This is a genomic window from Faecalibacterium tardum, from assembly GCF_040096515.1.
Classification (GTDB): Bacteria; Bacillota; Clostridia; order Oscillospirales; family Ruminococcaceae; genus Faecalibacterium; species Faecalibacterium tardum.
In genome coordinates this window covers 1-14223 of record NZ_JBBMEO010000041.1, presented here as the reverse complement: position 1 = coordinate 14223, position 14223 = coordinate 1, and the positions used below count along the sequence as shown (strand labels likewise).

The window sequence follows — 14223 nt, the reverse complement described above, 5'->3', positions numbered from 1 at the left end:
GCTTTGAAATGCGTGGTAAATTTTGCATCAGGTCAGCAGAGCCAGACGGAGCTGCGCCTTTACTTCGGGGTCTGCGTTCTTCAAAAGTTCCAGCAGAGCAGTCATGGAGATAGTCGGTTCGCCTGCGGCGGGTACAGCCTGCGGGCTGGGGCTTTCCTGTTTAGCATAGAACCCTTCCTCGAACTTCCTGCCCAGTTCTACACGAGAGGACTGCTGGATATGGGCATAGGTGTTCACCAGCATATCTGCCGTAGCGTGTCCTGTGGTGCCTTGAACGGCCTTCACATCGCCGCCGGAGATCATCAGCTGATAGGTGGCACTGGAATGCCGCAGACCGTGGAACACAATACGAGGGAACTCCGGGTGTGCATCCTGCCATTTGAGGAACTTTTTGCGAATCAGCACAGGCTCCACAGCCAGACCGTTGGGCAGACGGAACAGCATTCCGCTGTCATGGTAGCGTGTCGGGTCTTTCATCTCGTCTGCCTCCAGCTGATTCAGCCACTTCTTCAGTTCCTCTTTCAGAGCAGAGGTCATGAAGATGGTACGGCAGGAGGACACCGTTTTGGTGCTTTTCAGGATGAGGGAAGTGGTGCTGCGCTCCAACTTGTCCGGGAATACCTTGATGATGCAACCATCGTCCACCTGATTCAGGGCTTCTTTTCGCACCCGCTGCATGGACTTGTTGATACGGAAGGCTCCGATGCCATCTGCTGCGTCAAAATCGAGGTCTTCCGGGGTCAGACCTACGATCTCGCCCTCTCGCAGCGCACCAACCAGCGTGAGGTGGACTGCCAGATGCAGGATGGGGTCCTCCATGCTGTCCAGTGCCGCTCGCATTTCCTCTACCGTCCAAATGGTGCGCTCCTGCGTGGACTTCTTGGGGCTGTCCACGGGAACAGGGCTTTTGACAAGAATGCCCCACTCTACGGCATACTGGAACGCTGTTCCTAGCAGCCGATGCACTTCGTGGATGGTGGTGCCGGAAAGGAACCGCTGCTTCTGCTTTTCGGTCAGTTCCTGCTTCTTTCCCTCGACATACGAACCGCAGGGCGTTTTGCTCAGGGTCGTGTAGAGGTTCTCCATGTGGTAGGGTTTGAGCTTCTGCATCTCCATATCACCGATATAGGGGATAATCAGATTCTGGATGGTGGAAAGGTTGGATTCGTAGGTCTTGGGAGCCCACTTGTGTTTGCTGCACTGCTTGGGCAGCCAGTCCATGAGGAACTCTGCCACCGTCACCGAGGACGGAATCAGGAAGGTTCCAGCCGCCAGCTCATGCTCGATCTGTTTCTTACGGTTTGTTGCCTCCTCTTTGGTGGGAAAGCTTTCCCATTTGTCGCAGCTCTTGCCGTGCTCGTCCTGATAGGTGTAGCGGACGCTGTAAGAGTTGCCACGCTTCGTAATATATGCCATACTGTTTGCCTCCTTATCAAGCTGCCCGGTTGAGCCACGCATCGAAGCTGTCCTTCGGTACACGGATGCTTCCGCCTACCCGCAGAACACGGAATTCGGTGGTGTTGTTGCACAGGTTGTAGGCAGAGCGCAGGCTGATGGCCAGCATTCGTGCGATCTCTTCCACCGTGTACACCAGCTTCGTGGTTGCCGGGCTGTCAGTCGGAGACTTGACGGCATTGGTTTGAGTGACCGCTTCCATTGTAGTGGGATTTGAGGCCTTTTGCAAGGGCTTATTCGTATAATTTTCAGATTTCACAGTTTCGGTCATGTCAGGCCGATTCATATTCATAGGCAGACCTCCAATTCCTTGTAACCGAACGTCTGTAACCGGGCAGGAAAACTCTCTTTTTCTGTATGCAGGACATTCGGTGGACTTTATACTTTTTCTTATCTTTTTAAGGTTACATGGTTACAGAAAGCGGAAAACGCAGCAATCATGCGGATTTTTCGGTGCAACTGCGGCGTAACCGAATCTGTAACCAGACGTGTAACCGCTGTCCATCAGAAGGGAAAGCCCAGTTGCCTGACTTCCGCATCCGTTATTTCGGAGAAATCTTCAGCCCCGGTTTCGGGGCTGGTTACGCGCTCCCAGCCTTTCTGAACGCCGTACTTCGGGTAACGCTTGGCGGTTTTGTGCGCCTGCCAGCCTTGGATATCGCCGCGCGAAATTCCTGTGTTCATGATCTCGCAGATAGCACGGGTCTCCCACTCTGCCGGGATATTGGTGTTGCCCAGTGCTTCCGCATAGAGCTGCTTGGAACACACCCGGTCACCCGTGTAGTCCTCCAGAAAGGCATAGATCATACCAGCCTGCGCGTCCTCCTGCATGAAGTCCTGCTGATGGGCTTGCAGGGTTTCCTGCATGGCGGGGCTGAACGCCAGCTTGTAGTTGCCGCTGTTGTAGATGATCATGGCTTCTGCCCAGAGCTGGTCGATATAGGTGCGAGATTCCTCCTCATTGTCCAGAATGTGCACCTCAGCCAGCTCCGCATCCACCGGGATGGGGATGAAGCGGCGATTTGCCGTGCGGTCACGGGGCAAAAAATCCTGCCGGTTGGTCGTTCCAGCAAAGACACACTGGCGCAGACGGTCGGCAGGATGGGTCTCGTAGGGAACTTTATAGGTCTCCTTCTGCTTGCTGAGAAAACTCTTGATCTCCTCGATGCTCTTAGCATTGGCGGTGGCGATCATCTCCGACATTTCGATGATCCAGTGACCTTGCAGCTTGCGGTACACGTTGTCATCATCCAGCCGCCGCAGGTCATCCGAGAACCACTCATCCTTGACCGCCAGCAGCCGGAAGAAGGTGGACTTTCCTGCACCTTGCCCGCCCACCAGACAGAGCATGGTTTCAAATTTACATCCCGGCTGGAACACCCGCTTGATGGCTCCCAGCAGGAATATCTTCATAGCTTCGCAAGTGTACTCGTCCTCCGCAGCACCGAGAAAATGGTACAGGACATGGGGAATCCGTTCAGTCCCATCCCATTTTAGGCTGTTCAGGTAATCTCGGATGGGATGGTAGCGGTTCTCGTTTGCAACAATACGGATAGCAGATTCGATTTTCTTTTCGCTGGAGATGCCGTACTTCTCCATTCGCCGCAGGATATACTTCATATCGGTGTCGTTCAGCGTCTTACCAGATCTCGGCCAGCCCACGGGCTTTACAATGTCAATGCGCTCGCTCAACAGGTTCAGCCGGATGGCATCGGCAAGCACATGGTCGTTCTGCAGAATCGTGATGCAGTTTTGAATCGTCCGCTGGATCTCGCCGTTGGAGTGCTTGGTCAGCATTTCTTTTACGTCCGCAACGGTTCTGGGAGTACGTTCTTCGTTGACTTCTTTGCTCAATAAACATCACCTCGTGTTTCTGACTTTTCGGCGGTAGGCGGGACAGATGGCTTCCGCTGTGCCTGTTCTACCTGCAAGCGATTCAGCAGTTGCAGAACGGAATCCCGTGCTTTCTCCTTGACCTGTCCTTTGCCTTTCTGCCGAACTTCCGGCTTCAGCAGCTTCTCCTGCAAGCGGGTAGCGGTGGTCTGCATGGTCTTGAGAAACTTGTCCAGCACGGTGTCCAAACGGTGGGCGGCATATTCCCTCGTGGCTTTGGGAGCCTTGCGTTCCGGGGACAGCACCCACTTCTTCGTGTCCTCGATCATCCGCATATCTTCCTTGCGGGTCTCGGTGCGTACCACGTCCGTCACGACCTCCACCGCCTTGTCATAGGCCGCAGCCGAAACATTTTCCAGCAGGGTCTCCATATCCGAAACTTTCAGGGTCAACTCGTCCAGCTTGCTCTGCTGGGCGGCAAGCCGCTCCTTCTGCTTGGCAAGAATGAAATCCTGTTTTTCCAGATATTTGCGGTTGCCGTACTCCGCTTCTTCCTCTAATTCCAGCCCATGCCTTTTTGCAATCTCGAACAGCATTTTCCGACAGGCGACATCAAAGGTAATCTTGCGGTTGTTGCGGCGGCTGAGGGGCTTGTCCGGGTCGGGCAGGTTGAAGCCTAACGCTTCCAACGCCTTTTCCTGCTGGGGAGCCACCTCACCATATTTGTTCTCGCAGTCGAACACATGACGCTCATGGATGTGGGGTGTGCTTTCGTCCAGATGCAATGCCCAGTCCAGCACATGAACATGTTCGCCAAACTTGGTCTTGAACGCCTCGATGAACTCCGTGACGATGTTCAGCAAGTCCTCCGCCGAAGCGTGTTCATCCAGCGTTCCAAGTTGGTAGATGGTCTCTTCCGGGCAGGTCTTGCGGCTGGACAGCAGGTCGGGAATGGATCGGTTGCGCTCTGTGTGCCGGATCTTGGCGTTGCGCTCGTTTTGGCTTTCGACAAAGGCAGTGTAGTGGGTTTCATAGAATTGCCGTTCCACCTCCGAGAAAGTCGCCGCCAGATCATCCGGGTCGGGTGGAGCGAGAGCCGAACGAAAGCCGTGGAAGCAGTCCCAGTAGATGTTGCCCTTGGCTCGTTCCGGGTCGATGTGCTCACTGTTAGCAAGGTTGAAACTGCGGTCATTGTGTTTTGGGTTATAGGTGCCGTGGGCTCCGGCTCGTCCGTTGTGTCGTGTCAATTTCAGATAGACATCCCTCCGTTTCAACAGCTTGGCGTGGGAGAACGCAGCAGCGGAGCTGCTGGATCTGCCGCCGTTTTGCGCCAGATAATACCCAGTAGGATATGACGCACAGCATCATATCACTGGGCAAGGCGTTCCCCCTTGACTCCCTTCAACGGGCCATTTTGGCCCGTTGATTTTGGCAAGCTGGAGGTCAAAGATTGGCGAATTCCTGCCCACCAACTTGTCCGGCTTTTTCAGTTGGCCAAAATGACCAACTGATTCTGTTACGGGTAGAATCAGGTTGTCCTCTTGGCAACCTGATTTTCAACAGGCCTTGAAGCGTTACGGAAAAACGATGTGCTCATTTTGACCACTTGGTTTTCCGTAACAGGTCGATAAATTTCCGTTCCCTCATTCGTGAGGAACTGGGTTTCATTTGGCAGATGCGTTACACTTATCCAAGTGCTCATTTTGAGCACTTGCAGCATCTGTAACACGTTTTCGATAGTCTTTTTGCCGACAGGCGTTGCTGCAATAGCGGGCATCTGCACGTTTGGGCGTGAATTTCTCGCCGCAGCACTGGCAGACTAAATCTTGACGGCGCATTTGGCGGTATTCCCGCTGCCGCCGATTGTTGGCCTGATTGCCGCACCAGTAGCTATGACAGTATTTCTTGGTGTAGATTGTGGTGTAGAACACCCGACCGCAGCCGCCGCAGATGAGTTTGCGGATAGCGTATCCTCCGGTGGTAAAACCCGTTTCCTCATACGATTCTTTCAAATAATCCTGATTGTTCTGCTCCCATTCTTCGTTTGTCATATACATGGAGATACCCCTCCTTTCACTGGCGTTACGGAAAAACAATGTGGTCAATTTGACCACATTGTTTTCTGGTAACTGGGGAATCAACGTTTAGCCGTTCTCCCTGCATGGATTTCCTGCCCCCTTCCGGCGGCGTTTTCCGGCTCTCCTTCTCAGGGTCATCGCCGTGTATCCCATGCAGACGGTCATGCGGTTTTCAAGGTGCGGTGCTGGATTTGGCAATAAAAAATCGCCACACAACAACCTGAACCTGACCATCCCTTCTGGGATGGCCTTGGTTCGGGTTTGCTATGTAGCGATAAGAAAGTTAAAAACTTGCTCCGGCTCCTTCGGGAGCCGAGCTGGAACTCTAAGTAAATATGTTATATTAAATTGTTGGAATAGATTACCACAAAAATTGAGCCGTGTCAACAGGAATTTTTGAAAACAGGCTACTTTCGGCAGCTTGCAAGAAAAAATGATGGAAACTTTGGTAAAAAGAGAGGGCTGGATAGCTCGTTCTGTTTGCAACGGAATGCAAACTCGGAACTTTTCCGAGCAGAAAAACAACCGTCTGCTTCAAGTTGAGCTTGAAAACGGACGATCATTCTTGCAAAATGATTGTCAAATTTGGGAGGCGTTTTGAGCAGCCTCATAGTGCTAACAAGAGGTGTCTTCACACGTATATATATATATCATTTTTGCGTTGCAAAATACTTGTTGGGGAACACCCAAGCCCTTGAACTGCATCCGATGGATGCAGGCTGTACATTTTTGCAAAACGTTCTTTCGGTGCTCCGTATGAAGCACGGAAAACGAACCCATTGAGGGACAAAAGCATCAGATAGGGTCGGCAGACTCACCGGCTTCGATTTTTCCAAGGTACCGCCACAGGGTCGTGCGGCTGATGCCCAGCTGCCGGGCGGCGGCGGCGCGGTTGCCGCCGTGGGCGGCTACCGTCTGCTGCACCACCTCGCCGATGATGCTTTCCAGCGTGCGGGAGGTGTCGGTGCTGACCACCGCCGCCGGGTGCGCTGCCGGGGCGCTGCGCAGGCTGCGCTCCTTGGAGAGCAGGTCTGCCACGCTGCTGCTGCGGATGTAGGGGCCGTTCGTCAGGGTGGCAAGGGAGCGCAGAAGGTTTTTGAACTGGGTGTAGTTGTTCGGCCACGGGTACTGCCGCAGCATCTCGATGGCGCGGGGCTCAAAGCCGGAGAGCTGCTTGCCCAGCTCCAGATTCAGGCTGTTCAGGTACAAACTGGAAAGGGACGGGATCTCGTCCGACCGGCTGCGCAGCGGGGGCAGCTCCAGCGTCAGCGCACCCAGCCGCTCGATAAAGCGGCGGGTGACCGGGGAGACCGGCTCCTCCGGGCGCACCGAACGGGAGAACAGCAGCCGCACCCGGCGGGCAAGACCGGTCTCCTCGATGGCAGCCAGCAGCTCGGTGCTCCACTGCTCCGGGATGGCTTCAAAGTTCTGGAAGTAGACCGTGTTGCCGTTGGCGTTCAGGGGCGAGTTATAGTGGTTGAGCAGAAAATCCCATGATTTATCGTTCATCATGGCGCAGTTTGCCACCACGAGGGGGCGGTTCACCAGTGCGCTGTGCAGGTAGAGGTAGCGGGCGATCTGCTCTTTGCCGGTGCCCGGCTCGCCGCAGATGAACAGGGGCTGACGCACGGCGGCAAGGGCGTTGATCTCGGCGTCCTGCGTGCCCATGGCACCGCTCAGGCTGTAAAAGCTGTTGGAGAAAAGATACTCGCACTCGCCTTGGTTCAGCGACCGCAGCCCCGGGCGGCTGGAATGCAGCGGGATGCGGGAGGGCACGCAGTAGAACAGGTACCGCTGCACATTGTTCATCAGCAGCACCTGTGCTGTGATGCTGTACAGCTGGCTGCGCTCGGTGTAATAGAACTTTAAGCTGCCCGTGGTGGGGATCTCCCGCAGATGGGTCTGCAAACAGCGGTGCAGCTCCGGGGAGATGTCCTTCATATTATTATAGAACAGGCTGCCGTCCGGCTCCATCACCACGACCCTGCCGCCCTGCTCCTGCGTGATGCTGCGCAAAAACAGGTTCTCCTGCCGCAGCTGGCCGAACCATGTGCTGATGTTCACCGCCTGATCGATGGCGCTGTGCAGGCTCTCGATGCCGGAGGTGATCAGGAAGGCGTCAAAGCCCATCTCCCGGGCAATGGTGTGGGTGACCATGTCGCAGACCACCATCCGGTAGCCGCCCTGCTTGAGCCGCTCCAAGGTGTGGCGCACCTCCTCGGCGCTGCGGACGGTGAGGATGTCCAGATCAAAGTTCAGCAGGCTGCAAAGGGTGTGGGCGGGCTCGGTGATGCTGGGAAAGCCCACGATGGCGTACAGGCTGGTGTAGTTCTCTGCCAGTTTCATGGTGCGCAGCACATCATACACCGAGATATGGATATCCACCACCGGCAGGTCGGTCACCTGCCGGATCAGGGTGGCGGTGCCGCCGCGGGAGATGATGCAGTCGTAGCTGTTGGGGGCCATGCGCTGCACGATGGCCTGTCCCTCTTCCAGATCGCCGGTGTACACCTCCAACTCAACGTTGGGGTAGGCCTGCGCCGCCTGCTCCATGGCGGTGCGCATTCCGTCGTAGGGGGCAATGCCCAGAATGCGGGTGTGAGTCTCGACCATAAAACGTCCCTCCGTGTTTCTCTTTGAAACTATTATAAACGGTCTGGTTCAAAAAGAAAACAGAATATGGTTTCAAAATAGAACGTTTTTGCCAACAAAACAAAAAGAAAATTGAAAACGTGCTAAAATGAAACGATTTTCCCGCTTGCGCCGGGTGCATTCCCGCGGCGGATACGGCATAATGAAAGCACAAAAACAAGTGAGGGGGCACGAACAATGCTTCGCCTGCTGATGATTGCAGATGATTTTACGGGTGCGCTGGATACCGGCGTACAGCTTGCGGCACACGGCATCCCCACGCAGGTCGTGGTGGGTCAGGCAGACCTTTCCGCGTGCAGCAGCACCGTGCTGGTGGTGGATACCGAAACGCGGCATCTGCCCGCCGCAAAGGCTGCAAAGGCCGTTGAAGAGCTGACCCGCAGCGCGGTGGAAAACGGCGTGGGCTGCATCTATAAAAAGACGGATTCCGCCCTGCGCGGCAACATCGGCGCAGAGCTTGCCGCCCTGCTCAAAGCAAGCGGCGCACGCAATTTGCCCTTTCTGCCGGCCTTCCCGCAGATCGGACGCACCACAAAAAAAGGCGTCCACTACATCGACGGTGTGCCGGTGAACGAAAGCCCCTTCGGCATCGACCCCTTCGAACCGGTGCGCTGTGCCGAGGTGACAAAGCTGATCCATTTGCAGACTGAGATCCCCGCACAGAACCTGCGCCCCGGTGAGACGGCAGCGGACAAGACCGGCATTCTGGTGTATGACGCTGCAACCGCCGCAGATCTGGAAACCGCCGGGCGGCAGCTGTTCCAGAATGGAACACCCCCGGTGCTGGCAGGCTGTGCAGGCTTTGCCGCCTTTCTGCCGGAGCTGCTGGGGCTTTCGGACGGCAGCGTGGTCGAGACCCCGCAGCTGGACCCCCGGCTGCTGGTGCTCTGCGGCAGCGTGAACCCCATCACCCTGCGGCAGATGGACACCGCCGAAAAGGCAGGCTTTGCCCGCCTGCGGCTGACCCCCCGGCAGAAGCTGGAGCCCGGCTACTGGGCAAGCGCCGACGGCAAGGCTGCGCTGGCAGAAATTGAACAGATGCTGGCAGCAAACCCCCGCTGCATCATCGAGACGAATGACGCCGGGGGCAACCAGCTTACCGCCGATTACGCCGCCGCCCGGGGCATTGACTTGGACGGCATGCGGGTGGGCATTTCCGGCAGCGTCGGGCAGATGTTCGGGGCGCTGTTCGGCAGCGAACATCTGGGTACGCTGCTGCTCACCGGCGGCGACACCCTGCTGCAATGTATGAACAGCGTGGGCGCACGGGAGCTGGAACCGGTGTGCGAACTGGAAAGCGGCATCGTGCTGGCGCGGTTCACCTATCAGGGGCGCACCCGCTACGTCATTACCAAGTCCGGCGGCTTTGGGCAGGAGGATCTGCTGGTGGAGCTGGCAGACCGCATTGCAAAGCATTGAGAACAGAAGCAGACAGCCCTTTGCGGCTGGAACAGAAGATAAATGTAACAGAAGGAGAACGACCATGACCTATGCAAAACTGCCCGGCCTGACCTGGGACGGCACCGTGTACGAGAACGAGGAGATGGGCACACTGGAAGCCCTGCTGCCCACCGGCGGCTGGCCCACCGCCCACGCACCTGCCATGGTGGAGCTGCCCAACGGTGACCTGCTCTGCTGCTGGTTCGCCGGTACTTATGAGGGCAGCGCAGATGTGCACATCATCTGCTCGGTGCTGCCGCATGACGGTACCAAGTGGCTGGAGCCGGTGAATATCTCCGGCGACCCCACCCGCAGCGAGCAGAACCCCTCGCTGTTCTACGGCCCGGACAACGCCGTGTGGGCGATGTACACCGCCCAGCTGGACCGCGTAGAGGGTAAGGACAATATGCAGTTCACCGCTGTGGTGCGCTGCCAGAAGAGCACCGACGGCGGCAAAACATGGGGCGACTACACCACCGTGTTCCCGGAGGAAGGCACCTTCTGCCGCCAGCCCATTCAGGTGCTGTCCAACGGCCGCTGGATCTTTGCCAACTGGCTGTGCACCGACTCTGCCGAGGGTCTGTCCGGCGACCCCACCGCCTTCCGCATCTCGGACGATGAGGGCAAGACTTGGCGCATGGTCATGATGCCCGGCAGCAACGGCCACGTCCACGCCAATGTCATCGAGCTGGAACCGGGGCATCTGGTGGCCTTTATGCGCAACCGCGAGGCCTACCGCATCCACCGCAGCGAGTCCTTTGACTGGGGCGAGACTTGGACGGTGCCTGCACCCACCCCGCTGCCCAATAACAACTCCAGCATCAGCGCGGTCAAGCTGCAGAGCGGCCGCATCGCCATTGCCTATAACCCCACCTGCACCCCGAACCCTGTGCCCGGCAAGGCTGCATGGCCCGGCCTGCGCTGCCCGGTGGCGGTGGCGCTTTCGGAGGACGGCGGCCTGACCTTCCCCATCATCCGCTGGATGGAGCGCGGCGAGGGCTACATGGGCGATGAGAACAAGACCAACAACAAGCAGTACGAGTACCCCTACCTGATGCAGGGACGGGACGGCATGCTGCATCTGGCCTACGCTGCCCGCACCCGGCAGGGCATCAAGTACGTCCGCTTCTCGGAACAGGACGTGCTGGGCGCAAAGCGGGAGACCGTGGGTCTGTATAACCCCACCGCAGCCCAGAGCCGCTGAAAAAGCTTTTCGGAATTTCTATCCTTTTTATAGATCAGAACATCATTCAGGAGGTTGATCAGTATGTTGACCCAGTACAATCTTAAAATGCCGCACGCAGTTTATGGCGGCGAGAACGCCATGGACAATATCACCGCCATCATCAAGGCGCGCGGCGCAAAAAAGGTAGCCATGTTCACCGATAAGGGCATTGAGGGCGCAGGCCTGTTTGCCCTGCCGGAAGAGGCTGTCAAGGCCTCCGGCGCAGAGTACTATGTGCTGGACGAGCTGCCCCCGGAGCCCAGCTACATGGCTGTGCAGAAGCTGGTGGACGAGTTCAAGGTTTCCGGTGCAGACCTCATCGTGGCCTGCGGCGGCGGCTCCGTGATGGACGCTGCCAAGCTGGCAAGCGTGCTGGTGACCGACGCCTACGGCGTGAAGGAGCTGCTGGATAACCCCGGCATGGCACAGAAGTGCGTGCCCATTGTGCTGATCCCCACCACCGCCGGTACCGGCGCCGAGGTCACCCCCAACGCCATCGTGGCTGTGCCCGAAAAGGAGCTGAAGGTGGGCATCGTCAACGAGAACATGATCGCGGACTACGTCATTCTGGACGCCCGCATGATCAAGAACCTGCCCCGCAAGATCGCAGCCGCTACCGGCGTGGATGCACTGGCACACTGCATCGAGTGCTTTACCAGCAACAAGGCCAACCCCTTCAGCGATCTGTACGCACTGGAAGGCCTTGACCTGATCCTGAACAACATCGAAAAAGCCTGCGATGACCCCGAAGCCATGGCAGAGAAGAACCGGATGCAGATCGCAGCCTACTACGGCGGTCTGGCCATCACCGCTTCCGGCACCACCGCTGTGCACGCACTGAGCTACCCGCTGGGCGGCAAGTACCACATTGCACACGGCGTGTCCAACGCCATCCTGCTGGCACCGGTCATGCGCTTCAACAGCGAGCACCCCGCCGTGCGCGAGCGTCTGGCTGCCGCCTACGACCGCTGCTGCCACGAGGAAAAGACCTGCACCACCGTGGAGGAAAAGACTGCATGGATGATCGCCCGTCTGGAGCACATCGTCAAGCATCTGGATATCCCCACCAGCCTCAAGGAGTTCGGCGTGCCTGCCGAGGATCTGGAAGGTCTGGTCAACGCCGGTATGCAGGTACAGCGCCTGCTGGTGAACAATATGCGCCCCGTTACCGCCGCCGACGCACGCAAGCTGTATCAGGAAATCATGTAACAGAAAAGGAGTAAAGACTTATGAAGACCAGCGATATCAAGGGCATCATCCCTCCCGTAATCACCCCCATGAACAACGACCCTGAGCAGACGGTCAACCATCAGGCTCTGCGCGAGCAGGTGGAGCGCCTGCTGGCAGGCGGCGTGCACGGCATCTTCCCCATGGGCACCAACGGCGAAGCCTACGCCCTGTCCTTCCAGGAGAAGGAAGAGATCCTTGCCACTGTCATCGATCAGGTAAAGGGCCGCGTACCGGTCTACGCAGGCACCGGCTGCATCACCACCGCCGAGACCATCCGCCTGAGCAAGCGTGCCGAGGAGCTGGGCGCAGATGCACTGTCCGTCATCACCCCCAGCTTTGCACTGGCCTCCCAGAAGGAGCTGTACGACCACTACACCGCCGTGGCAAAGGCCGTGAACCTGCCCATCATCCTGTACAACATCCCCGCCCGCACCGGCAACAAGCTGCTGCCCGAGACCGTGCAGGCACTGTGCCGTGACGTGGAGAACATCGTAGGCGCAAAGGATTCCAGCGGCGATATCGAGAACCTAAAGGCCTACATCCGCCTGACCCGTGAGCTGGACAAGGAAGTTGCCATTCTGGCCGGCAACGACGGCGCCATCCTGACCTGCCTGAAAGAGGGCGGCGCAGGCGGCATTGCAGGCCGTGCCAACATCTGGCCGGAGACCGTTGCCAAGATCTACGATTGCTTCAAGGCCGGGGATCTGGAGGGCGCACAGGCTGCACAGGACGCCATTGCCATCCTGCAGCAGACCTTCAAGTACGGCAACCCCAACACCATCATCAAGACCGCCGTTGCCCTGCAGGGTCACCCCGTTGGCAAGTGCCGCGCACCCTTCAACTATGTGCCGGAAGAGGGCATGGAGGCCATCAAGAAGGTTCTGGCAGAGAACGAGGCCAAGGGTCTGCACTGAAACGCGCTGAAGCAAGGAGAAGGCTGCTATGAATAAACCCATTGTCGGTATTACCATGGGCGATCCCGCCGGTTCCGGCCCGGAGATCACCATCAAGGCTCTGGCTGACCCGGAGCAGTACAGCTACTGCCGCCCCATTGTGGTGGGCGATGTGAAGGTGATGGAGCAGGCCAAGAAGTTCGTTGGCCGCGAGGACATCGTCATCCACCGCTGCGAGAAGGTGTCGGATGCCCTGTTCACCCCCGGCACCATCGACGTGCTGCATCTGGATCTGATCGAGGACATCAGCAAGTTCGAGATAGCAAAGGTCAGCGTGGAGGGCGGCAACGCAGCCTTCCAGTGCGTGAAAAAGGTCATTGAGCTGGCCATGGCCGGTGAGGTGGATGCCACCTGTACCAACGCCCTGAACAAGGAAGCCATGAACAAGGCACTGGAGTACTACCACGGCGAAAAGTCGGACGGCTACACCCACTTCGACGGCCACACCGAGATCTACGCTACCTACACCCACACCAAAAAGTACACCATGATGCTGGCTCATCATGACCTGCGCGTGGTGCACGTTTCCACCCACGTTTCCCTGCGGGAAGCCTGCGACCGGGTCAAGAAGGATCGCGTGCTGGAGGTCATCGAGATCGCCAACAAGGCCTGCAAGGATATGGGCATCGAGAACCCCCGCATCGCTGTGGCAGGTCTGAACCCCCACTGCGGTGAGAACGGCCTGTTCGGCCGGGAGGAGATCGAGGAGATCACCCCCGCCATCGAGGCTGCCAAGGCCGAGGGCATTACCGGCGTTGTGGGCCCCTGCCCGCCGGACAGCGTGTTCTCGCAGGCCATCGGCGGCTGGTACGACATCGTGGTGTGCATGTACCACGATCAGGGTCACATCCCGCTCAAGACTGTGGGCTTTGTCTACGACCGCGAAAAGCAGGAGTGGAAGGCCGTGGAGGGCGTCAACGTCACGCTGGGTCTGCCCATCATCCGCGCCAGCGTGGATCACGGCACCGACTTCTACCACGCTGGTAAGGGCAACGGCAACGAGCTGAGCCTTGTCAACGCCATCAAGTATGCGGTCAAAATGACCGGCCGCGCCAACTAAGTTATCCCCATCCCAACCAATTCTTCATTTTCTTCCAGAGAGAGCCGCTGCACCCCGTACGGTGCGGCGGCTTTTTCTGGTTTTGGGGACGAACTCCCTCAGGGAGCGAACCCTCTCAGGCGCTTCCGTGCCAGATGAGGGGCAGCACCCGTTAGCCTTGCACGCCCTCTCAGGCGCTCCCGCGCCAGCTCTCCCAAGGGGAGAGCCAAGGTCTAAGGCTCGTTGCTAAAGTATTAGGTTCAATGAGGAAGTTTTCGGCAGTGCTCTTGGCTCTCCCTTTGGGAGAGCTGGCAAAGC

At 57.7% G+C, this 14223-nt stretch carries 11 protein-coding genes; 5 read left to right on the top strand and 6 right to left on the bottom strand.

Annotated features, from left to right (window positions below):
- Positions 1-27: 27 nt before the first annotated feature.
- The 6 genes from WMO44_RS13510 to WMO44_RS13485 all read right to left on the bottom strand — a co-directional run bounded on the left by WMO44_RS13510 (position 28) and on the right by WMO44_RS13485 (position 7979).
- The gene (locus WMO44_RS13510; RefSeq protein ID WP_349152895.1) at positions 28-1416 is read right to left on the bottom strand and encodes a site-specific integrase; all 1389 of its coding nucleotides are present in this window, start codon (positions 1414-1416) and stop codon (positions 28-30) included.
- Between the two features lie 16 nt (positions 1417-1432).
- A complete protein-coding gene (locus WMO44_RS13505; protein WP_249259807.1) occupies positions 1433-1747 on the bottom strand; it encodes a helix-turn-helix domain-containing protein in 315 nt (104 codons plus the stop codon).
- 212 nt (positions 1748-1959) lie between these two features.
- Entirely contained in the window at positions 1960-3252 is a 1293-nt protein-coding gene (locus tag WMO44_RS13500) for a virulence-associated E family protein (protein ID WP_349152896.1), read from the bottom strand.
- 53 nt (positions 3253-3305) lie between these two features.
- Positions 3306-4535, bottom strand: a complete 1230-nt coding sequence (locus WMO44_RS13495; protein ID WP_349152894.1) for a plasmid recombination protein — start codon at positions 4533-4535, stop codon at positions 3306-3308.
- Positions 4536-4952: 417 nt separating this feature from the next.
- Positions 4953-5345, bottom strand: a complete 393-nt coding sequence (locus tag WMO44_RS13490) for a hypothetical protein (protein WP_242965824.1) — start codon at positions 5343-5345, stop codon at positions 4953-4955.
- Positions 5346-6161: 816 nt separating this feature from the next.
- Complete coding sequence (locus WMO44_RS13485) at positions 6162-7979, bottom strand: sigma-54-dependent transcriptional regulator (protein WP_349152893.1); 1818 nt, start codon at positions 7977-7979, stop codon at positions 6162-6164.
- A gap of 216 nt (positions 7980-8195) precedes the next feature.
- On the opposite strand from WMO44_RS13485, the gene WMO44_RS13480 reads away from it, so the two are divergent.
- From WMO44_RS13480 to pdxA, 5 genes are all read left to right on the top strand, one after another.
- Complete coding sequence (locus tag WMO44_RS13480) at positions 8196-9437, top strand: four-carbon acid sugar kinase family protein (protein WP_097774484.1); 1242 nt, start codon at positions 8196-8198, stop codon at positions 9435-9437.
- A 64-nt stretch (positions 9438-9501) separates the two neighbouring features.
- Positions 9502-10662, top strand: coding sequence for a sialidase family protein (locus WMO44_RS13475; protein WP_005922639.1), 1161 nt, complete (start codon positions 9502-9504; stop codon positions 10660-10662).
- Positions 10663-10725: 63 nt separating this feature from the next.
- Positions 10726-11892: an iron-containing alcohol dehydrogenase gene (locus WMO44_RS13470; protein ID WP_316544946.1), complete on the top strand. Its 1167-nt coding sequence runs from the start codon at positions 10726-10728 to the stop codon at positions 11890-11892.
- Positions 11893-11912: 20 nt separating this feature from the next.
- Entirely contained in the window at positions 11913-12827 is a 915-nt protein-coding gene (dapA, locus tag WMO44_RS13465; RefSeq protein ID WP_349152892.1) for a 4-hydroxy-tetrahydrodipicolinate synthase, read from the top strand.
- A 28-nt stretch (positions 12828-12855) separates the two neighbouring features.
- Complete coding sequence (gene pdxA / locus WMO44_RS13460; protein ID WP_015537572.1) at positions 12856-13926, top strand: 4-hydroxythreonine-4-phosphate dehydrogenase PdxA; 1071 nt, start codon at positions 12856-12858, stop codon at positions 13924-13926.
- The last annotated feature ends 297 nt before the right edge of the window (positions 13927-14223 follow it).

Coding starts and splice junctions, on each gene's coding strand:
- WMO44_RS13490 (WP_242965824.1), bottom strand. CDS start 5,345: ATGTATATGACAAACGAAGAATGGGAGCAGAACAATCAGGATTATTTG.
- WMO44_RS13475 (WP_005922639.1), top strand. CDS start 9,502: ATGACCTATGCAAAACTGCCCGGCCTGACCTGGGACGGCACCGTGTAC.
- WMO44_RS13480 (WP_097774484.1), top strand. CDS start 8,196: ATGCTTCGCCTGCTGATGATTGCAGATGATTTTACGGGTGCGCTGGAT.
- WMO44_RS13510 (WP_349152895.1), bottom strand. CDS start 1,416: ATGGCATATATTACGAAGCGTGGCAACTCTTACAGCGTCCGCTACACC.
- WMO44_RS13500 (WP_349152896.1), bottom strand. CDS start 3,252: ATGCTGACCAAGCACTCCAACGGCGAGATCCAGCGGACGATTCAAAAC.
- pdxA (WP_015537572.1), top strand. CDS start 12,856: ATGAATAAACCCATTGTCGGTATTACCATGGGCGATCCCGCCGGTTCC.
- WMO44_RS13470 (WP_316544946.1), top strand. CDS start 10,726: ATGTTGACCCAGTACAATCTTAAAATGCCGCACGCAGTTTATGGCGGC.
- WMO44_RS13485 (WP_349152893.1), bottom strand. CDS start 7,979: ATGGTCGAGACTCACACCCGCATTCTGGGCATTGCCCCCTACGACGGA.
- WMO44_RS13505 (WP_249259807.1), bottom strand. CDS start 1,747: ATGAATATGAATCGGCCTGACATGACCGAAACTGTGAAATCTGAAAAT.
- dapA (WP_349152892.1), top strand. CDS start 11,913: ATGAAGACCAGCGATATCAAGGGCATCATCCCTCCCGTAATCACCCCC.